The sequence below is a fragment of the Sphingobium sp. Ant17 genome (assembly GCF_000588875.1).
In the GTDB taxonomy this organism is placed as follows: Bacteria; Pseudomonadota; Alphaproteobacteria; order Sphingomonadales; family Sphingomonadaceae; genus Sphingobium.
Window position 1 is genome coordinate 16359 of the sequence record NZ_JEMV01000038.1, and the last position, 25223, is coordinate 41581.

The following is a 25223-nucleotide window of genomic DNA, read 5'->3' on the forward strand; positions in this document are numbered from 1 at the left end:
GTGTCGAGAAGCGTTTCTCGACGTAGTTTATCCAGAGCGACGCCGCAGGCGGCGTCGAGGGGCTCGAAACAAACGGGCGTGGGTTAAGCCGCTTCCAACTCTGCCCCCGCCTTCTGCTTAGCGCGATAGGCGTGGAGCAGCGGTTCGGTATAGCCGTTGGGCTGCGCGACACCCTCGAACACCAGCGCACGCGCCGCCTGGAACGCCAGGCTCTCATCCTCGCGCCCACTCATCGGCTGATACAAAGGATCGCCCGCATTCTGCGCATCGACCTTGGCCGCCATGCGCCGAAGCGCGGCATCGACCTGTTCGCCGGTGCAGACACCATGCAGCAGCCAGTTGGCCATATGCTGCGAGGAAATGCGCAGCGTCGCGCGGTCCTCCATCAGGCCGATGTCGTGAATGTCAGGCACTTTGGAACAGCCAACCCCCTGATCGATCCAACGAACAACATAGCCCAATATGCCCTGCGCATTATTGTCCAGTTCCTGCGCGATCTCATCCTCCGACCAGTTGCGCCCGGTGGCGACCGGGATGGTCAGCAGCTTTTCGAGCGGCGCGATACCCTCCGCCGCCCGCTCCGCCTGCCGCGCAAAGACGTCGAAGCGGTGATAATGGGCCGCGTGGAGCGTCGCGGCCGTCGGCGATGGCACCCAGGCGGTGTTGGCCCCGCTCTTGGGATGCCCGATCTTCTGTTCCAGCATGTCGGCCATGCGGTCGGGCGCGGCCCACATCCCCTTGCCGATCTGCGCGCGACCCGACAGGCCGCAGGCAAGGCCGATCTGGACGTTGCGATCCTCATAGGCGGTGATCCAGTCGCTGCTCTTCATCTCGCCCTTGCGGATCATCGGCCCGGCCTGCATCGACGTATGCATCTCGTCCCCGGTGCGGTCGAGGAAGCCGGTGTTGATGAAGACGATACGGTCGCGCACGGCATGGATGCAGGCGGCGAGATTGGCCGAGGTGCGGCGCTCCTCATCCATGACGCCGACCTTGAGCGTGTTGCGCGCCATCCCCAGCATATCTTCGATTCCGTCGAACAGGCGATTGGTAAAGGCGGCTTCGTCGGGGCCGTGCATCTTGGGCTTGACGATATAGACGCTGCCCGCACGGCTGTTGCCGCCCTCGCGGGCCAGGTCGTGCAGCGCGATCAGGCTGGTGACGATGCCGTCGAGAATGCCTTCGGGCGCTTGCGAACCATCGGGCAGCAGGATGGCCGGCGTGGTCATCAGATGGCCGACATTGCGGACGAACAACAGGCTGCGGCCAGGTAGCGTGAAGCCGTTGCCGTCCGGTGCGGTATAAGCGCGGTCGGGGTTGAGCGCGCGGGTCATCATCGTGCCGCCCTTCTCGAACGTCTCGGTCAGGTCGCCCTTCATCAGCCCCAGCCAATTGGCATAGGCCGCAACCTTGTCCGCCGCATCGACCGCCGCGACCGAATCCTCCAGATCGCAAATGGCGGTCAGCGCCGATTCGAGGATGACGTCGGCTATGCCCGCCGGGTCGGTCGCGCCGATCGGGTGGCTGCTATCGAAAACGACTTCGATATGCAGGCCGTTGTGGCGGAACAGGCGGCCCTTCTCGCTGCGGCCTAGATATTGGCTCGGATCGGCGAGGATGATGTCGTCTATAGCCAGGTCGGCCCAACGCCCATTGGCGAGCGGGATGGCATCGTCCAGAAACGCCTTGGCCCAGGCAATGACCTGCGCCCCGCGCGCCGCGTCATAGCCCTTGCCCGCCGCCGCGCCGGGAATCGCGTCGGTGCCGTACAGCGAGTCGTACAGACTTCCCCAACGCGCATTGGCGGCATTGAGCAGGAAGCGGGCGTTGAGGATGGGGACGACCAATTGCGGTCCGGCGAGGCGCGCAACCTCATCATCGACATTCTCGCTGCCGATCGTGAAGGGCGCGGGTTCGGAAACCAGATAGCCGATGGCGCGCAGGAAGGCCTGATAAGCCTGCGGGTCATGCGGCTGGCCTGCGCGCTGCTCATGCCAGTCATCGATCTGCGCCTGCATCGCGTCGCGGGTTTCCAGCAGCGCGATATTGTCAGGGGTGAAGCGTGCGAAAATGTCCGCAGCCCCGGCCCAGAAGGCGGCCGGTTCGATCCCGGTGCCGGGCAGTGCCTGATTGTCGATGAAGTCGGCGAGCGATGCCGCGACCTGAAGGCCGGATTTGTCGATCATGTGGTCGGTCATCAATCTGCTCCTAAATATTTTCGTCATCCCCGCGAAAGCGGGAATGACCATGCTGTATGGAAACATGTACCCCATTCCCATTATGTCGTATATTCACTATTATACGAACATAGTCATTCCCATGGTGAACGAATATGATGGACCCCGACCATGAACTCTTCGTCGCGATCGTGGACGAAGGCGGCCTCGCCGCCGCCGGTCGGCGCCTCCACATCTCGCCAGCCATGATGTCCAAACGGCTCGCGCGGCTGGAGGAGCGGCTGGGCACGCGCCTCGTTCACCGCACGACGCGGCGGCTGGCGCTGACCCCGGCGGGCGAGCGGCTCCATGCCGATCTGCGCGGCATATTGGCGGCGCTGGACGAGGCCGAGCGGCGCGTGTCGGGCACGTCGGCGATCGTCGCGGGGCCGCTGCGCATCACCGCGCCCACTTCCTTTGGCCGGATGCATCTCGCGCCCTGGCTGCCGCGCTTCATGGAGGCCCATCCCCGTGTCGATCTCGCCATCAACTTGTCGGACGATTTCGCCGACCTGATCGACACCCGCGCCGACCTCGCCATCCGCATCACCGGCGATCCGGGGCCGGGCCTGGCCGCACGACGGCTGGCGACCAACCGCCGCATCCTGTGCGCCGCGCCCGCCTATCTCGACCGCTACGGCACGCCCGCCACCCTCGCCGATCTCAAAACCCACCGCCTGCTCGCCGCCGATGGCCAGATGCCCTGGCGCCTCGTCGGCCCGAAAGGCCCGGTGACGGTCGAGGGCCGCAGCCACGTCCGCACCAACAGCAGCGAAGTGGTCCGCGAACTGGCGCTGGCGGGCGGCGGCATCGCCCTGCGCTCGCTCTGGGATATCAGCGACGCGCTGGCGCGCGGCGATGTTCGGCAGATCGTGCCGGACCATGAAGGGTCGGCGGATGTCGGCCTGTTCGCGGTGCAACTGCCACAGCATAATCCGCCCGCCGCCATCACCGCCTTCGTCGATTTTCTTGTCGGACTATATGCGCCAACACCCCCCTGGGCGCGTTCCACCATTGCCCTTGCGGAACGCAGCCCTTAAGGCCCATCGCATGGACGATAATACCCGCCGCGCCGCCCTCGACTATCACCGCTTTCCCCAGCCGGGGAAGCTGCGGATCGAGCCGACCAAACGCATGGTCAACCAGCGCGATCTCGCGCTGGCCTATTCGCCCGGCGTCGCCGCCCCCTGCATGGAGATCGCCGCCGATCCCGACAAGGCGCTCGATTATACCGCGCGCGGCAATCTGGTCGCGGTCATCTCCAACGGCACCGCCGTATTGGGCCTGGGCGCGATCGGCGCGCTGGCGTCCAAGCCGGTGATGGAGGGCAAGGCGGTCCTCTTCAAGAAATTCGCCGATATCGACGTGTTCGACATCGAACTCGACACCACTGACCCCGAAAAATTCATCGAAGCCGTCGCCCTGATGGAGCCGACCTTCGGCGGCATCAACCTGGAAGACATCAAGGCACCCGAATGTTTCGCCATCGAAGCACGGTTGAAGGAACGGATGAATATTCCGGTCTTTCACGATGATCAGCATGGCACCGCCATCGTCGTCGCCGCCGCCGTGCGCAACGCGCTGGTGATTCAGGGCAAGACGCTGGCCGATGCCAAGCTGGTGACGTCGGGCGCGGGCGCGGCGGCGCTCGCCTGCGTCGACCTGCTCGTGTCGATGGGCCTGCCGGTCGACAATGTCACCATGACCGACAAGGATGGCGTCATCCATTCGGGCCGCGAAGGCATGTTGCCCAATATGGCGCGCTACGCCCGCGTCACCAACGCGCGCACCCTGCCCGACGTGCTGCCGGGCGCCAATCTGTTCCTCGGCCTCTCCGCGCCCGGCGTATTGAAGCCCGAATGGTTGCCGTTGATGGCGCCCAATCCGCTGATCTTCGCGCTCGCCAACCCCGAACCCGAAATCCGCCCGGAGGCCGCGCGCGAAGTCCGCCCGGACGCGATCATCGCCACCGGCCGCTCGGACTATCCCAACCAGGTCAACAACGTCCTGTGCTTCCCCTATATCTTCCGGGGCGCGCTGGATGTCGGCGCGACCCAGATCAACGAAGCGATGAAGGTCGCGGCCGCCGACGCGATCGCCAGCCTCGCCCGCATGCCCGCGCATGACAGCGTGGCGCAGGCCTATGGCGGGCGCAGGCTGGTCTTCGGCCCCGACTATATCATCCCCACCCCCTTCGACCCGCGCCTGATCGGCGAGATCGCCGTCGCCGTGGCGCGCGCGGCGATGGACAGCGGCGTCGCCCGCCGCCCGATCGACCTGGACGACTATCGCCGTCGCCTGACGCGGCAGAACACTCGGTCCGGCCAGCTCATGCTGCCGGTGTTCGAGGCCGCACGCGGCGGCGCACGCCGCATCGTCTATGGCGAGGGCGAGGATGAGCGCGTGCTGCGCGCCATTCAGGACGCGCTGGACGAAGGCATCGTCCGCCCGACCATCATCGCACGCCGCCGCATCCTGAACCAGAAGCTGCCCGACCTTGGCCTGCGCTTTGAACTCGGCCGCGATGTCGAGGTGATCGACCCCGAAACCGATCATGAGATTATGACGCAACTGGTCGAGGGCTATCGCGCCGTCGCCTCGCGCCGGGGCGTGCCCGCCGCCGAAGTGCTGCGCCATGTCTATCGCCGCCCCAGCGTCACCGCCGCCATGCTGCTGCGCCTGGGCCATGTCGACGCCGCGCTGATCGGTGGCAATTCGGAATATTGGGGCCAGGTCGAACATGCGCTGCGCATCATCGACCGGGTGCCGGGCCGCAACCGCGTCTATGCGCTGTCGGGGCTGATCCTCGATGCGGGCGCGCTGTTCATCACCGACACCCATATGGTGCCCAATCCGACGCTCGAACAGATTGCGGAAATGACGCTGCTGGCGGCGACCGAGCTGGAACATTTCGGCCTGGTCCCGCGTGTCGCCCTGCTGTCCCACTCCAATTTCGGTGCCTCGCACAGCGACAGCGCGCGCAAGATGCGCGCTGCGCTCAAACTGGTGCGGCAGGCCGCGCCCGACCTCGCCGTCGATGGCGAAATGCATGCCGATGCGGCGCTCAGCCAGGCGCTGCGCGAAAAGCTGATCCCCGATTCGCGCTTCGAAGGGCCAGCCAATCTGCTGGTCATGCCCAATCTCGATGCCGCCAACATCACGCTCACCGCACTGTCCGCCTCGTCCAGTTCGCCGACCGTCGGGCCGATGCTGATGGGCCTGACCAAGCCCATTCATGTGCTGACCCCCGGCGTCACCTCGCGCGGAATCCTCAACCTCACCGCCATCGCAGCGGCGGAAGTCGCCCGCGAAGGCTGAGCTTAACCTTTTGCCGCTATTGTAGAGGATGGAGTTCCTCCCCTGTAAGGGGAGGTGGCTGGCGAAGCCAGACGGAGGGGTGTCCCCCTCTCGATAGGACGCGCGCCCTCCCCCTAAATAGGGAGGATCTTATTCGAGGATGATATGGCAGCTCTGCTCAAAGCATTGGCGAAAAGCGCTGGTCCCAAGCTGGCGATCGGCGCGGGGCTGGCGGGCGTCGCCCTGCTGGTGACCGGCTGGATCGACCGGCCCGCAGCGGAAGAACCCGCGCCGCCTGCACCCATAGCAAAGGCACCACCTGCTCCCGCGCCTGCCCCTGCAAAGCCCGCCGAACGGCGCAGCGATCAACCGATGACGATCGATCCGCGCGCCTTGACGGTCAAGCGCGTCCTCAAGATCGACGGCCCGTTCCGCCATGGCGATTATGCCTGGGACGAAAGCGGCGCGCCGCCGACCGGCCCCGTCATCATCACCGTGGACCTGCGCGCGCAGACGCTATCGGTGTTCCGCGCGGGCTATGAAATCGGCGCGGCGGTCATCCTCTATGGCGCGACCGACAAGCCCAGCCCCTTGGGTGCCTTCCCGATCACGCAGAAGGACGCCGACCATTATTCCAACCTCTACGACAATGCGCCGATGCCCTATATGCTGCGCCTGACCAGCGACGGCGTGGCGATCCATGGCAGCGACGTGCAATGGGGCAAGGCAACCCATGGCTGCATCGGCGTGCCGATCGCCTTCGCGCAAAAATTGTTCGGCGTCACCAAATTGGGTGATGTCGTCGTCATCACCAACGGCAAGCGCCTCGACGTCAGCAAGGCGCAGGTCGGTGCGTAAGCGCCTCCGCCCTGCCCCGGATCAACGCGGCGGCGGCGGTTTGCTCGCCAGCACTTCGGCAAAGGCGGCGACGCCCGCCTTCGGGCCTTCCGGGTGCGCCCAAACCGCGCTGCTGACCGCCAGGAAGTCCGCACCCGCCATCACCAATGGCCCGGCATTGTCAGCGGTCACGCCGCCAATCGCGACGCAGGGCAGTTCGAACAGCGTCGTCCACCAGCCCAGGATCGAGGGTTCGGCGCGATGCTGTGTTTCCTTGGTCGTGGTCGGGAAGAATGCGCCGAACGCGACATAGTCGGCCCCCGCCTCGCCTGCTTCCATCGCCAGGTGACGGCTGTCATGGCAGGTCACGCCGATCTGAACATTGGGACCAAGCTGCTTGCGCGCATCGCGCGGGTCGCCATCCTCCTGCCCCAGATGGACGCCATCCGCGCCCAACCGCTTGGCGAGGCCGATGCTGTCGTTGATGATGAAGGCAACCTCATGCTCGGCGCAGATCGCCTGCAGCGGCGGCGCGAGCGCGGCGATGGCATGGTCGTCCAGCCCCTTGAGCCGCAACTGAAACGCCGCAACCTTGCCGCCTTCCAGCGCCTGCGCCAGGCGCGGCGCAAAATCCGCGTCGATCGCGGGCGGCGAGATCAGATAGAGTTGGCAAGCCGGGCGAAAGCCCGTCTGGAACTGATCGGCAAAATGCGGATCGAGCGCCAGTTCTTCATCGGTAAAATCGGTCATGGCCGGGTGTTAGCCCAGCCAGCCCCGTAACGAAAGCCTGTCGCTTTCCTTCCTGCTCCTCTCCCTGTGGAGGATCGTCGCGAAATTCATCACCCACAGATTTTTACGTCATCCCCGCGAAGGCGGGGACCATCTCCGGGCCTAAAATCAAGACGATAAGGTGGGAGATGGGTTCCCGCTTCCGCGGGAATGACGATGATTTGTACGATCCGCGTTTCGCAACGATCCCCTGTCAGAGGAGGATCAGGCGATAGTCAGGCTACCCCGTTATGCCGCAACCGCCGTCTTGGTGACCGATGCGCCGTGGATTTCGTCGATCGCTTCGCCCAGCGCCGCGTTGAACTCGTCATCGCTCATCTGATGGCGCAGGTCGTTGAGCAGTGCGCGGCTGAAGCTGGCGATGATGCCGCGATTTTTGGCCAGCTCGACGCAGGCTTCGGGACGGGCAAAGCCACCCGATAGCGCAACGACGCGCAGGACGCGGGGATGATCGACCAGCGGGTCGAACAGGCCCGCCTGCACCGGCAGCGACAATTTCAGCATCACCTGCTGGTCGTCGGGCAACGCATCGAGCGCCTTGACCAGTTCGTCGAGCAGGATCGCATCGGCTTGCGCGCGTTCGGGCGACTTGATGTTCACTTCCGGCTCGATGATCGGCATCAGGCCAGCGGCGAGAACCTGCTGCCCGGTTTCGAACTGCTGCTTGACCACAGCCGCGATGCCTTCGCGGTTGGCGAGGTTGACGACCGAGCGTTCCTTGGTGCCGAACACGCCCAGCGCCTTGGCGCGGTGGAGCAGGATGTCGAGATCGGGGTTCGGCTTCATCAGCTGAACGCCATTGACTTCGTCTTCCAGCCCCTTGTCGATCTTGATGAAGGGCACGACGCCCTTGTCGATCAACGCCTGCGGGGTCGGCTTGCCATCGACGGTGCCGTCCATGGTGCGCTCGAACAGGATCGCGCCCAGCACCTTGTCGCCGGTGAACATGGGCGAGGAGATGATGCGGCTGCGCATGGCGTGGATCAGGCCGAACATCTCTTCCTCGGAGCCCCACGCCCCTTCTTCGATGCCATAGCCCTTGAGCGCCTTGGGCGTCGATCCACCACTCTGGTCGAGCGCGGCGATAAAGCCATTACCGTCGGCGATTTTCTGTTTCATGGTCTGATCCAGCATCTGCACATACCTTCTTTTTGATAAAGGCCCCGCCCCCTCGGCGACACCTGGTCAATGTTTGGTCAGCGCTGCCCTCTCCCTGGAAGCGCGAACCAATGCCGAACCGTCAGGCCATCAACGCCTTGACGCCCGGCAAGTCCTTGCCTTCCATCCATTCCAGGAACGCGCCGCCAGCGGTCGATACGAAGGTGAAGTCGGCGGCTGCGCCCGCATGGTTGAGCGCGGCGACCGTATCGCCGCCGCCCGCGACCGAGGTCAACTGGCCTTCCTTGGTCAGCGCCGCCGCCGTGCGCGCCAGCGCGACCGTGGCGGTGTCGAACGGCGCGATCTCGAACGCGCCGAGCGGGCCATTCCATACCAATGTCCGGCAGTTTTTCAGCACATCGGCCAGCGCCTCGACAGCGGCCGGGCCAACGTCCAGGATCATTTCATCCGCCGCGACTTCATGCACGTTGCACGTCCGCACCGATGGCGGGTTGGCGGCGAATTCCTTCGCGACCACCACATCATAGGGCAGATGGATCGTGCAACCCGCCGCTTCGGCCTTGTCGAAAATGGCCTCCGCCGTGTCCGCCAGATCCTTCTCGCACAGCGACTTGCCGACATCGACACCGCGCGCATGCAGGAAGGTATTGGCCATGCCGCCGCCGATGATCAGATGATCGACCTTGGTCACCAGATGGTTGAGAACGTCGAGCTTGGTCGAAACCTTGGCCCCGCCCACGACCGCCGCGACCGGCTTGACCGGCGTGCCCAGCGCCGCCTGCAGCGCATCCAGTTCGCGCTCCATCGCGCGTCCGGCAAAGGCGGGCAGCTTGTGGGCGATGCCCTCGGTCGAGGCATGGGCGCGGTGCGCGGCGGAAAAGGCGTCGTTGACATACATGTCGACGATCGCCGCCATCGCATCGGCCAGCGCCGGGTCATTGCTTTCCTCGCCCGCATGAAAGCGCGTATTTTCCAGGATCGCAATGTCACCCGGGCGCATCACCGCAATGCCGTCGATCGCGGACTGGCCGGCGCAATCGGGGATGAACTGCACTTCGCGGCCCAGCACCTGGGTCAAGGGCCGGGTAATCTTCGACAGCGAAAATTCGGGGTTCTTCTGGCCCTTGGGGCGGCCGAAATGGGCCAGGATCAGTACCTTCGCACCGCGATCGGCCAGTTCCAGCACGGTCGGCATCGCCGAACGCAGGCGGGTATCGTCGCTGACCGACCCTTCATGCATCGGCACGTTGAGGTCTTCGCGCACCAGCACGGCCTTGCCGCTGATGTCGCCCATATCGTCGAGTGTCTTGAACGGCTTGGTCATGTTGGCTTCCTGATTAATCCGTCATCCCAGCGAAAGCTGGGATCACTCTTCCTGTATCGCCGAAGAGAAGAAAAGCGGGATCCGGCGTCCGCCGGGATGACGAAAAAGGGGGCAAGTCGCCCTGCCCCCTCAGTGATTTACAGGAACTTCGCCACCACGCCGCTGGTGTCGATCATGCGGTTGGAAAAGCCCCATTCATTGTCGTACCAGCTCAGCACACGGACCAGCGTACCGTCGATGACGGCGGTTTCCAGGCTGTCGACGGTGGAGCTGCGCGGGTCGCCATTATAGTCGATCGAGACCAATGGTTCGTCCGAATAGCCCAGCACGCCCTTGAGCGGCCCTGCTTCCGAAGCGGCCTTGAGCAGAGCGTTGACTTCCTCGACGCTCGTGGCGCGCTTGGCGTCGAACTTCAAGTCGACCACCGACACATTCGGGGTCGGCACGCGGACCGACGAGCCATCCAGCTTGCCCTTGAGTTCGGGCATGACCTCACCCACCGCACGGGCAGCACCGGTCGTGGTCGGGATCATCGACAGGGCAGCGGCGCGGGCGCGGCGCATATCCTTGTGGATCTGGTCCAGCGTGTTCTGGTCGTTGGTGTAGCTGTGGATCGTCGTCATGAAGCCGCGCTCGATGCCGATCGCATCGTGCAGCACCTTGGCGAGCGGGGCCAGGCAGTTGGTGGTGCAGCTGGCATTCGAGATGACGATATCGTCGGCGGTCAGCGCGTCATGGTTGACGCCGAACACGATCGTCTTGTCCACGCCGGTCGCGGGCGCGGAGATGATGACGCGCTTGGCACCAGCGGTCAGATGCGCGCTGGCCTTGCCCTTGTCGGCGAAGATGCCGGTGCATTCGAGCGCGATTTCCACACCCTGCGCGGCGTGGGGCAGGTTGGCGGGGTCGCGCTCGGCGGTGACGGCAATGCGCTTGCCGTCGATGACCAGGAAATCGCCGTCGACGCTGACGTCACCCTTCCAGTTACCATGAACCGAATCGCGCTTGAACAACAGGGCGTTGGCCTTGGCGTCGCCCAGATCGTTGATGCTGACCAGTTCCAGATCATGGTCGGTGCGCGAGAGGATGGCGCGCGCCACCAGGCGGCCGATACGTCCGAAACCGTTAATTGCTACCTTCGTTGCCACTGCACTAGCCTCCCTTAAGGTGTTGATTGTCGATCAGTTGTCGAGCGCGGCCACGATCTGCGGCGCGATCTTCACGGCGGTCAGGCCGAAATGGTCGTAAAGCGCTTCGGCCGGCGCGGACGCGCCGAAGCTGTCGATGCCAAAGCGCAGGCCACCGATGCCGGTATGCCGTTCCCAGCCAAAGGTCGTTCCCGCCTCGATCGACACACGCAGCACATCATAGGGCAGCACGTCATCCTTGTAGGATTGCGGCTGCGCCTCGAAATGCGCCCAGCTCGGCATCGACACGACATCGGCCCCGATGCCCTGTTCTTCCAGCAGCTTGGCGGTGTCGACGGCGATCTCGACTTCCGAACCGGTGGCCATGATCACCACGCGGCGATCGCCCGTAGCGGCCCGCAAGCGATAGGCGCCCTTGGCGCACAGATTCTCGCTCTTCTCGGTGCGCAACTGCGGCAGATTCTGGCGGGTCAGCGCCAGCACCGACGGCCCGGTCATGTCCTTCAATGCCAGTTCCCAGCATTCCGCCGTCTCGACGATGTCGGCCGGGCGATAGACGTCCAGGTTGGGGATCATGCGCAACGACATGACATGCTCGATCGGCTGATGGGTCGGCCCATCTTCGCCAAGGCCGATGCTGTCATGCGTCAGCACATGGATCACCCGCTGCTGCTGCAGCGCGGCGAGGCGGATGCCACCGCGCATATAGTCGGAAAAGACCAGGAACGTGCCGCCATAGGGGATCACGCCGCCATGCAGCGCCATACCGTTCATCGCGCAGGCCATGCCGAACTCGCGAATGCCATAATAGACGTAACGGCCGGAATAATCATCCTTGGTCAGCGGGCCGGTCGATTTGGTCTTGGTGTTGTTCGATCCCGTCAGATCCGCCGAACCGCCCAGCGTTTCGGGCAGCAGGTCGTTGATCGCGCCCAGCGCCAATTCGCTCGCCTTGCGGGTCGCGACCTTCTGCGGCGCGGCGATCAGCCCGTCGATATAGGCGTCGAGCGAGAAATCGGCGGGCAGGTCGCCGCCCATGCGACGGGCAAATTCGCCGCCCTTCTCGTCACTGGCAAGGCGCGCTTCCCACGCGGTGCGCGCATCGCCGCCCTTGGCGCCGATCGCCTTCCAGGCCGCCGCAATATCCTCGGGGATGACGAAGGGTTCGGCGGTCCAGCCAGAAATTCGCGGGCGGCTGCGACTTCATCCGTGCCCAGCGCGGAGCCATGCACGCCCGACGTGCCCGCCTTGTTGGGCGAACCATAGCCGATCTTGGTGGCGCAGGCGACGAGCGAGGGCCGCGGGTCGGCAATCGCTTCGGCCAGCGCGCGCCGGACGTCGGCGGCGTCATGGCCGTCGCACGACACCACATGCCAGCCGGTGGCGACATAGCGCGCGCGCACATCTTCGCTGCTCGACAGGTCGACCGCGCCGTCGATGGTGATCTTGTTATCGTCCCACAGCACGATCAAACGGCCAAGGTTCAGGTGCCCCGCCAGGCCGATCGCCTCATGATTGATGCCTTCCATCAGGCAGCCGTCACCCGCAATCACCCAGGTCCGGTGATCGACCAGATCGTCGCCGAACTGCGCATTCAAATGCCGTTCGGCAATCGCCATGCCAACGGCGGTGGCAAGGCCCGAACCCAGCGGGCCAGTGGTCGCTTCCACGCCAGCCAGCTCGAAATTCTCCGGGTGCCCGGCGCAGGGGCTGTGCAACTGGCGGAAATGGGCGATATCTTCGATCGTCGGCCGCGCATAGCCGGTCAGGTGCAGCAGGCTGTAGATCAGCATCGAACCATGCCCGGCGGACAGGACGAACCGGTCGCGGTCGGCCCATTTGGGCTGGGTCGGATCGAACTTCAGATAATCGCTGAACAACACCGTCGCCACGTCCGCCATGCCCATCGGCATTCCCGGATGGCCGCTATTGGCGGCCTGCACCGCGTCCATGGAAAGCGCCCGAATGGCGTTGGCGAGCGACGTTTCAGTAACGGTCATTATGGGCGGGCGTCTTTCCTGATCGAATTATGCGCAGTCTATACGCGAGTCGAGGTCGCGCTTCCTTTGTCGCGTCAAGCCCCATGCGTCAACCATAGCAGGCCGCAATGCCCGGTCCATCGGTCAAACTCCGCTTTTGCGCCGCGCCGAATCGGGCTATATGATCGCCATGGCAAGCGAGCGTATGATGCTGGCGATCGGCACGCTGGAGCGGGCGATCGGTCGGCTGGAACAGGATGTGGCCCATTTCGTCGCGGCCATCCCGCCACCCCCGTCGCCCGACACGCCCCAGATCGACCTGCCCGCTGCCCGCGAAGCCTTGCGATCGCTCGATGCGCTGATCGATGAGCTCAAGGCCAAAGCCCATGGCTGAAACCACGCTGCACATTGCCGGGCGGCACTATGACCTACGCTGCCGCGATGGCGAGGAAGCGCATATGGCGCAGCTTGCCGCGATGATCGATGACAAGCGCGCGCGGCGCAGCAGGGCATGGCGGGCATGACCGAAGTGCGCAACCTGCTCTTCGCCGCGCTCTTCCTGGCCGACGAGGTGACCGACCTGCGCCGCGAGCTTGCCGGGCGGCAGGAAAAGCTGGCGCTGGAAACGCAGGATGACGACGCGGCGCAGGCGGTCGAGGCGCTGGCCGCCCGGATAGAAAAGCTGCGCGCCGGACTTGCCGCGCGCGCCACGGACGCCTAGATTGGGGATGACGGGTACTGCCTGGTACGAGCTTTAGCGAACATCCCTGAGGCGATAAGCACATCCTAGGGGGCTGTCCCTGGGCGGGCTCCGGCCCGATCTACATGGTCCCCACCTGACGTTGAGGCGTCAGAGGATCTTCCAGCACACGGCCAAGGTGGTCCCGTCACCCCCCTTTCCCGTCCGATTGCGAAAGTAGGATGATGAGCGACGACCCTAACGCCGCCGATAAAGCCGACCTGCGCGCCCTCGCCCGCGATCAGCGGCGCGCCTTCGTCGCCACGCTCGATCCGCTGGCCCATCGGCTGGCGTTCAAGGTGCTGCCCTCGCCGCTCGCCCGGCGTCTCGCCGACGCCCGCACCGTCGCCCTTTATATGGGCCTCGACGATGAAGCCCCGGCGCAGCGGCTGGCGGCCCCCTTGATCGCCCTGGACAAGCAGGTGGCGCTGCCGCGCGTGCTGGACCGGCTGGGGTCGATGGATTTCCTGCCCTGGACGCCTGACGCCCCGCTCATCCCCGGTCCCTTCCGCACCAGTCATCCCGAACCTGGCGATGGCCCCGTCATCCCCGACGCGATCATCGCGCCGCTCGTCGGGTTCGACCGCGCGCTCAACCGGCTGGGCCAGGGCGGCGGCTATTATGATCGCGCCTTCGCCCGCTTTCCCGACGCGCTGCGCATCGGCCTGGCCTGGTCGGCGCAGGAACTGGACGCTGTGCCCGCCGACCCGTGGGACTTGCCGCTGGACATCATCCTGACCGAAGCCGAACTGATAGAAGGACCGGACGCATGAGCATCGACCCGCGCCATTATCATCAGCCCAGTTGGCGCAAGCCGGTCGGAATGTTCATCATTTTGGCGCTGATCCTGGGCTGGGCCGTGCTCGTCGGCAGCCTGTCGGGACCGATCGGCACCTTGCCGATGTGGCTGCAGGTGCCGGTCTATATCGTGCTTGGCCTTATCTGGATCTGGATATTGCCGCTCAAGCGCCTGCTCGCCTGGATGGAAACCGGGCGCTGGCGTCGCTGGTAACAGCAGAGGCTTTAAGGGGAAAGCGGCATCGGGCTGTTCGATCGGCCCGATCGTCTGCGCGGTCTGCGCCACTTCCCGCATCGGCAGGAAATGGCGCGAGTGACGGGGCTCGAACCCGCGACCTCCGGCGTGACAGGCCGGCACTCTAACCAACTGAGCTACACCCGCGCAGGGTGGCATCTATTCCAAACCTAAGGTTCGCCAGACGATGCTGATCTGGAAACCTTCGCACTTTCCGGTCATGGAAAGTGGCGCGAGTGACGGGGCTCGAACCCGCGACCTCCGGCGTGACAGGCCGGCACTCTAACCAACTGAGCTACACCCGCGTTCGGTGTGGAAGCGCCGTCTATGGGCGTCCGCCAAAACTGTCAACCGTCCGTTTCGGCTGATTTGCCATTCTCGTCATTTTCTTTGCGCGGGGCAACCGTCAACGTCCCCTGCTCGAACAGGAAACCGGCGATATCGGGCGTTCCCGCCGCCTGCACCACGGTCTGGACGATGATCAGCAGCGGCACGCCCAGCAGCGCGCCGGGCGTGCCCCAGACCCACCCCCAAAAGGCGAGCGACACCAGGATCAGCAGCGGGTTCATCGTCAACCGTCGCCCCAGCACGGTCGGCGTCACCACATTGGCCTCGACCATGTGAAACCCCACCTGCAAGGCAGCGGGCAGCAACGCCACCCAGATATCGTCAAACACCATCAGGCCGCCCAGTCCCAGCAGCACGGCGGCCAGCATCGGCCCGAAATAGGGAATGAAGTTCAGCAGCGCGACGATGCCGCCCCACATCCAGGGCGACGGCATGCCGATCAGCCACAGCGAGACGGCGACCGCCAGCCCCAGTCCCAGGTTGATCGTCGCGATGGTGATGACATAGGCCGACGTTGCATCGACCACATTCTGGATCACCCGCGCGACCGCCAGCGCGCCATCGAAACTGTCGCGACTGCTGATCGTGCGACGGCGCAGGCGCGTCCATCCGGCGAGGAAGAAATAGATGATGAGCAGCGCGAACACCATCTGGACGATGGCCGACGGGGCAGAAGCCGCCGCGAACTGCAGCAGCGAGCGCGGCGTGTCGATCGCCGCGGTCTGCGCGGCCGCAACTGGCCCGGTGGCCAGCATCCGCACCGTTTCATCCACGAACCGCTGCAGGTTAGCGTAGAAGTCGATCAGCGGCGCGAGATTGGCCTGAATCTGCGGCAATCGTTCGGGCAGGATGCGGAACCAGTCGGTCGCCGGCACGATGATCAGCACCAGCGCGGTATTGGCGACCAGCAGGAAGCCGATCAACGCCAGCAACGCCGCCAGCCCCGATGGCAGGCGACGCCGCTCCATCCATTCGAGCAACGGCACCAGCGCGATCGCAATCACCAGCGCGGCGGTCAGCGGCAGGAAAAACTCCGCCCCCGCCCGCAACGCGAAGGGGAGCGCGATGATGAGGCCAATGCCCGCCGTCAGCGCGATCGACGCCAGCAGCCGATCGCGCCTGCGGTTGATTTCCTGTTGTTCGCCGACTGTCACGACTGTCCGATTCGCCCCATGTTTCGCCAAGATGTGCGCTGCCCGTCACGAACCGTCAATTTGCAAAGCGACACAGGCGCAGTTGCAGGAAAATCAGCCCCTTAACCAAATATTGGGCGGCGGGGTCTATGTCCGCTTTCGGGCAAGAGACAACGGGGCTTTGGCATGAAGGCAGCCATAGGATCAGCGCTGGGCGCGCTGGCGATCATCATGGGGACGCAGGGCGCGCTGGCGCAGCCTGCGGTGCGGGTCGACACGCAGATGTTCGTCGAACGCGTCAGCACCGACATTAACGGCCGCACCCGGCGCGTTCTGGCCAGCGCCGAACGCGTCGCGCCGGGCGATCAGCTGATCGTCATCGTCCATTGGCGCAATCAGGGCGGGGAACCGCTGCGCGACTATGCGCTCGTCCGGCCACTGCCCAAGGGGGTCGAACTCGACCCGTCCGATCCCGCGCTGCAGGTGTCGGTCGATGGCGGCACGCGATGGGGCCGCATGGCGCAACTCTGGCTACCGACGCCGCTCGGCGGCGTGCGCCGGGCCGTTCCCGCCGACATCACCCATGTCCGCTGGACGCTGCCCGACAGCGTGCCGCCGGGCCAGGCCGGGCGGCTCAGCTATCGCGCGACGATCCGCTGACAGCACCCGCCCGACCCACCATAGGTCCGCTCAATCCACGAACAGAAAAGCGGGCGCTTCCAGCAGCTTGCGCACCGCCTGCACGAAACTCGCCGCGTCGAAGCCATCGACCACGCGATGGTCGCAACTGATCGACAGGTTCATCAGCTTCGCCGCGACGATCTCCTTGCCCCTAAACATCGGCCGTTCGATCACCCGGTTGGGACCGATGATCGCCACTTCAGGCCGATTGATGACCGGCGTCGTGGCGATGCCGCCCAACGGCCCCAGCGAGGTCAGCGTCAGCGTGGAACCGGACAGTTCCTCCGACTTCGCCTTGCCGGTGCGCGCGGCCTCGGCAAGGCGGCGGATTTCGCTGGCAAGCTGCCACACATTGCGATTCTGCGCATCGCGGATCACCGGCACCATCAACCCCGCATCGGTCTGCGTCGCCAGGCCCAGATGCACCGCACCATGGCGCGTGACCACGCCCGCTTCGTCATCATAGCGGGCATTGAGCATCGGAAAGTCGGGCAACGCCTTGCACAAAGCGACGATCAACAATGGCAACATGGTGAGCTTGGGCCGGTCCCCCCGCCCGTCGTTCAACTGTGCCCGCAAGTCTTCCAGCGCAGTCACGTCGATTTCCTCGACATAGGTGAAGTGGGGAATGTGGCGCTTGGACGCGGCCATATTCTCGGCGATGCGGCGACGCATGCCGATCACCTTGATCTGCTCGTCCGGCCGCGTGGCGGACCGCCCCGCCGGACGATAGCCCTGCCCTTCGCCATAGAGCAGGAAGGCATCGAGATCAGCATGACGAACATGCTCGCCACTCGCCTTCACCTGCGCCAGGTCGATCCCCAGATCCTTCGCGCGGGCACGGACTGCGGGGGAGGCGAGGATGGGCGAGGCGTGCGACTCCACCGAACTTATAGGTCCGTTCGGGCTGAGCTTGTCGAAGCCCTGCCCTTCTTCCTTGGCGATTTGCGCGGAAGAAAAGGACGGCTCCCTTCGACTGCCCGCCTGCGGCAGGCGCTCAGGACGGGCTTCGACAGGCTCAGGGCGAACGGGTTGAGAAGGTGTCGGATCGATGACCGCTTCACCGGGAACCTCCGCCTCGATCGCCTCGACCGAAGGCGGCGACGGCGCAGCTACATCTTCGCCCTCCACCTCGATCTCCACCAGCATCGCGCCGATGGGAATCTGGTCGCCCGGCTCACCCGCCAGACGGACGACGATGCCCGCCACTGGGCTTTCCATCTCGACCGTCGCCTTGTCGGTCATCATGTCGGCAATCGGCTGGTCTTCCTCGACCCGATCCCCGACCGCAACGTGCCAGCCGACGATCTCGGCTTCCGAAATGCCTTCGCCGATATCCGGCAGCTTGAATGTAAAAAGGGCCATAAAAAGCTCCGTTCGTGTCGAGCAAAGTCGAGACACTTGACTTGAAACTGCGCTTCCGTTTCTCGACTTCGCTCGAAACGAACGGAAGCTGGGTGAAGGCTTAGTCCTTCATGATCTTGGTAATGGCTTCGCGGATGCGCACCGGGCCGGGGAAATAGGCCCATTCCAGACTGTGCGGATAGGGCGTGTCGAAGCCGGTGACGCGCTCGATCGGCGCTTCGAGATGATAGAAGCAACGCTCCTGCACCTGGGCCAGCAATTCGGCGCCAAAGCCGCTGGTCCGCGTCGCCTCATGCACGATCAGGCAGCGACCGGTCTTCTTCACCGACGCTCGATCGTGTCGATGTCGAGCGGGATCAGGCTGCGCAGATCAACGATGTCCGCGTCGATGCCCATCGCCTTGACCGTATCTTCGACCACATGAACCATCGTGCCATAGCAGAGGATGGTCAGCGCCTCGCCCGGTCGCACGATGCGCGCGGTGCCGAGCGGAATGCGATAATAGCCGGTCGGCACCTGCGCATCTGCATGCCCAGCCCAGCTTTTGGCCGGTGTGTCATAATGGCCGTCGAACGGGCCGTTATAGATGCGCTTTGGCTCGAAGAAGAGCGTCGGATCATTATCCTCGATCGCCGCGATCAACAGCCCCTTGGCATCATAGGGAGTGGACGGAATCACCGTCTTGATCCCCGAACAATGGGTGAAGATGCCTTCGGGACTTTGGCTATGCGTCTGCCCACCGAAAATGCCACCGCCAAAGGGCGACCGCACCGTCATCGGCGCGGTAAACTCGCCCGCCGACCGATAACGCAACCGTGCCGCTTCCGACACAAGTTGGTCGAGCGCGGGATAGATATAGTCGGCGAACTGGATCTCCGGCACCGGCCGCAACCCATAAGCCCCCATGCCCACCGCCACGCCGATGATCCCGCATTCGGTGATCGGCGTGTCGAACACGCGGTTCTTGCCATATTTATCCTGCAGGCCCGCCGTGGCGCGAAACACCCCACCGAAAAAGCCGACATCCTCGCCCATCACCACAACGGTAGGGTCGCGCTCCATCATCACGTCCATGGCGCTGTTGATCGCCTGGATCATGGTCATCTGTTGCATATCTGATGTGTCAGTCATGGGATATCCCCAATGCCGTCATCCCAGCGAACGCTGGGATCTCACTGCCTTCCGGCGCGACGATGAAGAAAAGGGCGATCCCAGCCTTCGCTGGGATGACGGTTGTGCTGATGGTCCCCATCACAACCCCGCCGCCTTCCACTCATCCAGCATCTGTTGCTGCTGGTCCTTCAAATGCCGGGGCATTTCCTCGAACACATCCTCGAACATCGTTTCCATCGGGTGATGGTGCAGGCCGTGGCCAAGAATGCCGTTCTTCTCCGCCTCGCGCGCGGCGTCGCGGACATGTTCGGCCAATTCCTTGTCCATCGCGGCATGCCGCTCCTCGTCCCAGATCCCCAAGCCAATGCAATGCTGCTTCAACCGCGCGATCGGGTCACCCAGCGGCCACAGGCTGCTTTCCTCGGCGGAGCGATAGGCGGTCGGATCGTCCGAGGTGCTATGCCCTTCGACGCGATAGGTGAAATGTTCGATCAGTGTGGGGCCAGCATTCGCCCGCGCCCGGTCGGCGGCCCAGCGCGTGGCGGCATAGACCGCCAGCACGTCATTGCCATCGACCCGCAGGCCCGCAATCCCATAGCCGATCGCGCGCGCCGCGAAGGTCGTCGATTCTGCTCCCGCAAAACCTGAAAAACTACTGATAGCCCATTGATTATTAACGATATTAAGGATCACCGGCGCGCGATAGACGCTGGCAAAGGTGCAGGCCGAATGGAAATCGCCCTCCGCCGTCGATCCCTCACCGCACCAGGTCGCCGCGATCCGCGTGTCACCCCGCGCCGCGCTCGCCATCGCCCAGCCGACCGCCTGGGGATATTGGGTGGTCAGATTGCCGGAGATGGAGAAGAAGCCCGCCTCGCGCGCCGAATACATGATCGGCAGCTGGCGGCCCTTCAGCCGATCGCCCTTGTTGGAATAGATCTGGTTCATCATGTCGATGATGGGCCAATCGCGCGCGATCAAAATCCCCTGCTGGCGATAGCTTGGAAAACACATATCGTCGCGCGACAGCGCCAGCGCCGCGCCGATCGACACGGCTTCCTCGCCGGTCGACTTCATATAGAAGCTGGTCTTGCCCTGCCGCTGGGCGCGGAACATGCGCGCGTCGAACGCACGGGTCAGCGCCATGGTGCGCAACATCCGCAGCAGCGTTTCGGGCGGCAGCTTGGGGTTCCACGCCCCCACCGCCGCGCCCTCTTCGTCCAGCACGCGTACCAGGCCATAGGCCATGTCGCGCATGGTCGCGGGCTGCGCCGCCTCGTCCGGGCGCGGCGCCGCATCGGCGGCGGGAATGTCGAAATGGGTGAAGTCCGCGCTCTCGCCCGGCCGGGCTGGCGGCTCGGGCACATGCAGGCGCAACGGAGGCAGATTGCGCCCCGGCTCGCCTTGCGTGGCTCCGATATCGAGAGGATCGGTCATCCTGCCTCCTATGCTGCGTTGCAATAATATTGCTTAGCTTGGATATTAAATTACAACACAGAGAAAGGCAAGCCTCCCTTACCCAATTTTTCTCAAACCTATGTCCGCCTCGCTGTCCGCTTCACACGGCGACGGGCGCGGAAATATGGGCCTGCGGCGCATAATCGACCACCTCGAAATCCTCGATGGCATAGTCGAAAATGGATGAAGGCCGGTTTTTGATCCGCAATTTCGGCGCACCCGCCGGAATGCGACTCATCTGCTCCTCCACCAGCGCGGCATGGTTCAGATAGAGATGCACATCGCCCCCCTGCCAGACCACTTCGCCCGGCTCCAAGTCGCATTGCTGCGCCAGCATCCGGGTGATCATCGACAGGCCGAATATGTTGAAGGCAAAGCCCAGGCCCAGGTCGCAACTGCGCTGGAACAACAGGCCGTTCAGCTTCCCGTTCGACACCTGGAACTGATAGGTCATGTGGCAGGGCGGCAGCGCCATCTGCGCCACTTCGGCGACGTTCCAGCCGGTGAACAGCAAGCGGCGCGATCCCGGCGTCGCCCGGATCGCCTCGACCAGCGCGGCAATCTGGTTGTGCCCCTTCTCCGCCCGGCGATACAGCCCCTCGCCCGCCGGTTCGTAGCGCGGCCAATTGACCCATTGCGCGCCATAGACCGGCCCCAGATCGCCCCACTCCAGCGCAAAGCCCTCATCCGCGATGATCCGCGCCTCGAACACCTCCCGGTCGATCGCTTCGCCCGTCGCCTTGCGATAGGCGTCGAGCGGCCAGTCGGTCCAGATATGCACCCCCTGCCGCACCAGTTCGCGGATATTGGTGTCGCCGGTCAGGAACCACAGCATTTCGCGCGCCGCGACCTTCCAATAGACCCGCTTGGTGGTGAGCAGCGGCACCGCATCGTCGGCCAGAGAGAACCGCATCGTCGCGCCCAGGATCGACCGGGTGCCGACCCCGGTGCGGTCGATCCGCTCGTCCCCATGCCGCCAGATATGCCGCATCAGGTCGAGATATTGCTGCTCATAATGGGGCGTATCGGGCAAAGCGCTGGTCCTGTCGGAATCGAATCTGTGATCCACAGGCTTTAGCGCATCGGGGCACCGCTACGGCCGTAAAAAAAGCGTCACTGGCCGCTTGCCAGCCCGAAACCCCGTCTCTATAGGCTGCGGCCTGCCTTACGGGGTCGCTTCACGGCGGCGTCGGCATCGGTCGGGGAATAGCTCAGCCTGGTAGAGCACTGTCTTCGGGAGGCAGGGGCCGGAGGTTCGAATCCTCTTTCCCCGACCACATTTTCTTACAGCTTTGAAAAGATCATCCCCTGCTGGGGACGCTCATCCTGTGCGCCTCATATCCTGCGCGGGCTCGCGCGATTGGTGCGCCTGACACCCTATGGCCAGCCGCTTTCGACAGATGTCATATGTCGAAAGCGGCGACCCCCATGTTGTTCGATTGTAAAAGATATTTGACCCGCCGCGTCCACCCGGCGATGATCCTGCGCATCGGACGGCCGACCGGCCGCTTCCCAATCACTATCCGACCCGCATCATGCGGGCGTTCCGCAGGTGGGAGACGAACCTTGCACAGACGTGATTTTCTGGCTTTTGGGGCCATGGGTGTTGGGGGGCTTGTCCTCCCTTCGATGTTCGGCAAAGTCATTGCCGCCGAAGAATTGAACAGCGCGATCGACGTCGCGGCCAAGAAGGCGCTGGCCGACGCGGCGATGAACGCGGCCAAGAGCGCGGGCGCATCCTATTGCGACGTGCGCGTCGGCCGCTACCTGCGTCAATTCGTCATCACCCGTGAACGCAATGTCGAAAATGTCGTGAACACCGAATCCAGCGGCGTGGGCGTTCGCGTGCTCGCCAATGGCGCCTGGGGGTTCGCCGCCACCAATGCGATGACCACCGATGCCGTCGCGAAAGCCGCACAGCAGGCCGTCGCCATCGCCAAGGCGAACGCCCCGACCCAGACCGCCCCGGTTCAGCTGGCCCCGGTCAAGGGCGTTGGCGAAGTATCCTGGCGCACGCCGATCGCCAAGAACAGCATGACCGTGCCAATCAAGGACAAGGTCGACCTGCTGATGGGCGTCAACGCCGCCGCCATGGATGCGGGCGCGGACTTCATCCGCTCCATCCTGTTCCTGGTGAACGAGCAGAAATATTTCGCCAGCACCGACGGCAGCTATATCGACCAGGATGTCCATCGCATCTGGGCACCGATGGAGGTCACCGCCGTCGACAAGAAGACCGGCAAGTTCCGCGTCCGCGACGGCCTGTCCGCGCCGATGGGCCTCGGCTTTGAATATCTCGACGGTCGCGCGGCGGACAAGACCGTCGGCCCCAATGGCATCATCAGCTACGGCATGTCCTACGACATGAAGGAAGACGCGATCGCTGCGACGAAGCAGGCGCGCGAGAAACTGACCGCCAAATCGGTGAAGCCTGGCAAATATGATCTGGTGCTCGACCCCAATCATCTCGGCCTCACCATCCATGAAACGGTCGGCCATCCGCTCGAACTGGATCGCGTGCTGGGCTATGAGGCCAATTATGCTGGCACCAGCTTCGCGACGATGGACAAGCTCAAGGCCAATTTCCAATATGGCAGCGACAAGGTCAACATCGTCGCCGACAAGACCCAGCCAGGCAGCCTGGGCGCGGTCGCCTATGACGATGAAGGCGTGAAGACCAAGAAGTGGGATCTGATCCGCAACGGCAAGCTCGTCGGTTATCAGGCCACCCGCGATCAGGCGCATATCGAGGGCAAGAGCGAGAGCGACGGCTGCTCCTACGCCGATAGCTGGTCCAACGTTCAGTTCCAGCGCATGGCCAACATCTCGCTGGAACCCGGCAAGGACAAGATGAGCGTCGCCGACATGATCGGCAATGTCGAGGATGGCATCTACATATTGGGCCGCGGTTCCTTCTCGATCGATCAGCAGCGCTACAACGCCCAGTTCGGCGGCACTTTGTTCTACGAGATCAAGAACGGCAAGATCACGCAGCCGCTGGAGGATGTCGCCTATCAGATCAGGACGCCCGAATTCTGGGCCGCCTGCTCGGCGATCTGCGATTCCAGCGACTATCGCATGTTCGGCTCCTTCTTCGACGGCAAGGGACAGCCTTCGCAGGTTTCCGCCGTGTCGCACGGGTCGTCGACCACCCGCTTCGACGGCATCAACGTCATCAACACCGCGCGTTCGCTCGGCTGATCGCTCAGGGGAGTTAGTATAATGGGCATCTTTACCGAAGCACAGGCGAAGGACATTTTGACCAAAGTGGTCGCCATGTCGAAAGCCGACGAATGCACCGCGCAACTGACCGGCCAGATCCAGGGCAATGTGCGCTTTGCGCTCAACAATGTCTCGACCGCCGGCCTGACCGACGACACCGACCTGCAGGTCCAGGTCGCCTATGGCAAGCGGGTCGGCATCGCCACGATCAACCAGTTTGACGACGCCTCGCTCGAACGGGTCGTGCGCCGCGCCGAAGAATTGGCCAAGCTCGCCCCGGAAAACCCGGAATTCATGCCAGCCGTGGACAAGCAGGTCTATAAGACCAGCCCGACCTTCAGCGAAGCGACCGCCGCGATCACCCCCGTCTATCGGGCCAAGGTCGCCGCCACCTCCATCACGGCCTGCAAGGCGCAGAATCTGATCGCCGCCGGTTTCCTGGAGGACGGCCAGAGCTTCGTCGCCTTCGCCAACAGCAAGGGCAATTTCGGCTATCAGCGCTCGACCGTGCTGGACTATACCTGCACCGTCCGCACCGAAGACGGGCGCGGGTCCGGCTGGGTCGGCACCGATACGCAGGACGCCACCCGCTTCAAGGTCGAGGATGATATCCAGATCGCAATGCGCAAGGCATCTGCCTCGTCCGAAGCCAGGGCGCTGGAGCCGGGCAAATATACGGTCATCCTCGAACCCATGGCGGCCGCTGGTCTGATCGGCTTCATGTTCAACTTCTTTGGCGCGCGCGAAGCCGACGAAGGCCGCAGCTTCCTGTCCAAGGCAGGCGGCGGCAACAAGATCGGCCAGCAGGTGTTCGGGCCGCAGGTCAATTTCTACACCGACCCCTGGGATCCGATCGCGCCGAGCCTACCCTGGGACGAAGAAGGCCTGCCGCGCCAGCGCCGGGATCTGGTAAAAGGCGGCAAGGTCGTCGCGCTGGATTACAGCCGCTATTGGGCACAGAAACAGGGCAAGGTGCCTGTCGGCCAGATGGGCAATATCCTGATGACGGGCGGCACCAAATCGACCGCCGAACTGGTGCGATCGACCCAGCGCGGTGTGCTGGTCACCCGCACCTGGTATATCCGCATGGTCGATCCGCAGACGGTATTGCTGACCGGCCTGACCCGCGACGGCACTTTCTACATCGAAAACGGGCAGATCAAATATCCGATCAAGAATTTCCGGTTCAACGAAAGCCCCGTGATCATGCTCAACAATGTCGAGGAACTGGGCAAACCTGTCCGCGTGCCGCCAGACGAAGTGTCGATGAACATCATGGTGCCGCCGATGAAGCTGCGCGACTTCACCTTCACCTCGCTCTCGGACGCGGTGTAATATTGGCGCTGATGATGAACAGATGCACGATCCTCCCCCGGCGGGGGAGGTGGCAGCCCGCAGGGCTGACGGAGGGGTTTCACCCTG

The 25223-nt window shown here is 64.1% G+C and carries 18 protein-coding genes, 3 tRNA genes, 1 other RNA gene and 3 pseudogenes; 12 read left to right on the plus strand and 13 right to left on the minus strand.

What is annotated here, in order from left to right; genetic code table 11:
• Nucleotides 1–83: 83 nt before the first annotated feature.
• Nucleotides 84–2198, minus strand: coding sequence for a malate synthase G (locus tag BF95_RS16355; protein ID WP_043152619.1), 2115 nt, complete (start codon nucleotides 2196–2198; stop codon nucleotides 84–86).
• 134 nt (nucleotides 2199–2332) lie between these two features.
• Between BF95_RS16355 and BF95_RS16360 the strand changes: the two genes are divergently transcribed.
• The 3 genes from BF95_RS16360 to BF95_RS16370 all read left to right on the plus strand — a co-directional run bounded on the left by BF95_RS16360 (nucleotide 2333) and on the right by BF95_RS16370 (nucleotide 6371).
• The gene (locus BF95_RS16360) at nucleotides 2333–3256 is read left to right on the plus strand and encodes a LysR family transcriptional regulator (RefSeq protein WP_043152621.1); all 924 of its coding nucleotides are present in this window, start codon (nucleotides 2333–2335) and stop codon (nucleotides 3254–3256) included.
• A gap of 10 nt (nucleotides 3257–3266) precedes the next feature.
• Nucleotides 3267–5534: an NADP-dependent malic enzyme gene (locus tag BF95_RS16365; protein WP_043152624.1), complete on the plus strand. Its 2268-nt coding sequence runs from the start codon at nucleotides 3267–3269 to the stop codon at nucleotides 5532–5534.
• Between the two features lie 144 nt (nucleotides 5535–5678).
• The gene (locus BF95_RS16370) at nucleotides 5679–6371 is read left to right on the plus strand and encodes a L,D-transpeptidase family protein (protein WP_043152626.1); all 693 of its coding nucleotides are present in this window, start codon (nucleotides 5679–5681) and stop codon (nucleotides 6369–6371) included.
• Nucleotides 6372–6392: 21 nt separating this feature from the next.
• Here the strand turns inward: BF95_RS16370 and thiE are convergent, their stop codons facing one another.
• The 5 genes and pseudogenes from thiE to tkt all read right to left on the minus strand — a co-directional run bounded on the left by thiE (nucleotide 6393) and on the right by tkt (nucleotide 12730).
• Entirely contained in the window at nucleotides 6393–7100 is a 708-nt protein-coding gene (gene thiE / locus BF95_RS16375; protein WP_043152628.1) for a thiamine phosphate synthase, read from the minus strand.
• 267 nt (nucleotides 7101–7367) lie between these two features.
• Complete coding sequence (locus BF95_RS16380; protein ID WP_043152630.1) at nucleotides 7368–8273, minus strand: fructose bisphosphate aldolase; 906 nt, start codon at nucleotides 8271–8273, stop codon at nucleotides 7368–7370.
• Between the two features lie 106 nt (nucleotides 8274–8379).
• Nucleotides 8380–9582 carry a phosphoglycerate kinase gene (locus tag BF95_RS16385; protein ID WP_043152631.1) on the minus strand — a complete coding sequence of 401 codons (1203 nt, stop codon included), beginning with the start codon at nucleotides 9580–9582 and terminating at the stop codon, nucleotides 8380–8382.
• A 137-nt stretch (nucleotides 9583–9719) separates the two neighbouring features.
• A complete protein-coding gene (gene gap / locus BF95_RS16390) occupies nucleotides 9720–10730 on the minus strand; it encodes a type I glyceraldehyde-3-phosphate dehydrogenase (protein ID WP_037473927.1) in 1011 nt (336 codons plus the stop codon).
• Between the two features lie 33 nt (nucleotides 10731–10763).
• A pseudogene (tkt, locus tag BF95_RS16395) lies at nucleotides 10764–12730 on the minus strand (transketolase).
• Nucleotides 12731–12899: 169 nt separating this feature from the next.
• Here tkt and BF95_RS16400 point away from each other — a divergent pair.
• From BF95_RS16400 to BF95_RS16415, 5 genes and pseudogenes are all read left to right on the plus strand, one after another.
• Entirely contained in the window at nucleotides 12900–13103 is a 204-nt protein-coding gene (locus BF95_RS16400) for a hypothetical protein (RefSeq protein WP_327195474.1), read from the plus strand.
• Nucleotides 13096–13430, plus strand: a pseudogene (locus tag BF95_RS16405) (cell division protein ZapA). The gene BF95_RS16400 and the pseudogene BF95_RS16405 overlap by 8 nt, the downstream one beginning before the upstream one ends.
• A gap of 11 nt (nucleotides 13431–13441) precedes the next feature.
• Nucleotides 13442–13598: non-coding RNA, 6S RNA (gene ssrS, locus BF95_RS31135), on the plus strand.
• Nucleotides 13599–13633: 35 nt separating this feature from the next.
• Nucleotides 13634–14221, plus strand: a complete 588-nt coding sequence (locus BF95_RS16410; RefSeq protein WP_043152651.1) for a 5-formyltetrahydrofolate cyclo-ligase — start codon at nucleotides 13634–13636, stop codon at nucleotides 14219–14221.
• Nucleotides 14218–14460 (plus strand): DUF2842 domain-containing protein, encoded by a 243-nt coding sequence (locus tag BF95_RS16415; RefSeq protein WP_043152633.1) that lies wholly within the window; start codon nucleotides 14218–14220, stop codon nucleotides 14458–14460. Before BF95_RS16410 ends, BF95_RS16415 begins: the two co-directional genes overlap by 4 nt.
• 91 nt (nucleotides 14461–14551) lie before the next feature.
• Here the strand turns inward: BF95_RS16415 and BF95_RS16420 are convergent.
• From BF95_RS16420 to BF95_RS16430, 3 genes are all read right to left on the minus strand, one after another.
• Nucleotides 14552–14628, minus strand: a tRNA-Asp gene (locus BF95_RS16420).
• Between the two features lie 81 nt (nucleotides 14629–14709).
• Nucleotides 14710–14786, minus strand: a tRNA-Asp gene (locus tag BF95_RS16425).
• Nucleotides 14787–14828: 42 nt separating this feature from the next.
• Nucleotides 14829–15983: an AI-2E family transporter gene (locus BF95_RS16430; protein WP_043152634.1), complete on the minus strand. Its 1155-nt coding sequence runs from the start codon at nucleotides 15981–15983 to the stop codon at nucleotides 14829–14831.
• A 165-nt stretch (nucleotides 15984–16148) separates the two neighbouring features.
• Between BF95_RS16430 and BF95_RS16435 the strand changes: the two genes are divergently transcribed.
• Nucleotides 16149–16622 carry a hypothetical protein gene (locus BF95_RS16435; RefSeq protein ID WP_043152635.1) on the plus strand — a complete coding sequence of 158 codons (474 nt, stop codon included), beginning with the start codon at nucleotides 16149–16151 and terminating at the stop codon, nucleotides 16620–16622.
• 30 nt (nucleotides 16623–16652) lie between these two features.
• Here the strand turns inward: BF95_RS16435 and BF95_RS16440 are convergent, their stop codons facing one another.
• From BF95_RS16440 to thyA, 4 genes and pseudogenes are all read right to left on the minus strand, one after another.
• Nucleotides 16653–18008 (minus strand): dihydrolipoamide acetyltransferase family protein, encoded by a 1356-nt coding sequence (locus tag BF95_RS16440; protein ID WP_043152638.1) that lies wholly within the window; start codon nucleotides 18006–18008, stop codon nucleotides 16653–16655.
• Between the two features lie 100 nt (nucleotides 18009–18108).
• Nucleotides 18109–19112, minus strand: a pseudogene (locus tag BF95_RS16445) (alpha-ketoacid dehydrogenase subunit beta).
• 147 nt (nucleotides 19113–19259) lie between these two features.
• Nucleotides 19260–20558, minus strand: coding sequence for a 3-methyl-2-oxobutanoate dehydrogenase (2-methylpropanoyl-transferring) subunit alpha (locus BF95_RS16450; RefSeq protein ID WP_043152641.1), 1299 nt, complete (start codon nucleotides 20556–20558; stop codon nucleotides 19260–19262).
• Nucleotides 20559–20679: 121 nt separating this feature from the next.
• Nucleotides 20680–21612: a thymidylate synthase gene (thyA, locus tag BF95_RS16455; protein WP_043152653.1), complete on the minus strand. Its 933-nt coding sequence runs from the start codon at nucleotides 21610–21612 to the stop codon at nucleotides 20680–20682.
• A 167-nt stretch (nucleotides 21613–21779) separates the two neighbouring features.
• On the opposite strand from thyA, the gene BF95_RS16460 reads away from it, so the two are divergent.
• The 3 genes from BF95_RS16460 (at nucleotide 21780) to BF95_RS16470 (ending at nucleotide 25136) form a co-directional block, all read left to right on the plus strand.
• Nucleotides 21780–21856 (plus strand) — tRNA-Pro (locus BF95_RS16460).
• A 289-nt stretch (nucleotides 21857–22145) separates the two neighbouring features.
• Nucleotides 22146–23780, plus strand: coding sequence for a TldD/PmbA family protein (locus BF95_RS16465; RefSeq protein ID WP_043152643.1), 1635 nt, complete (start codon nucleotides 22146–22148; stop codon nucleotides 23778–23780).
• Between the two features lie 21 nt (nucleotides 23781–23801).
• Nucleotides 23802–25136: a TldD/PmbA family protein gene (locus tag BF95_RS16470; protein ID WP_043152645.1), complete on the plus strand. Its 1335-nt coding sequence runs from the start codon at nucleotides 23802–23804 to the stop codon at nucleotides 25134–25136.
• The last annotated feature ends 87 nt before the right edge of the window (nucleotides 25137–25223 follow it).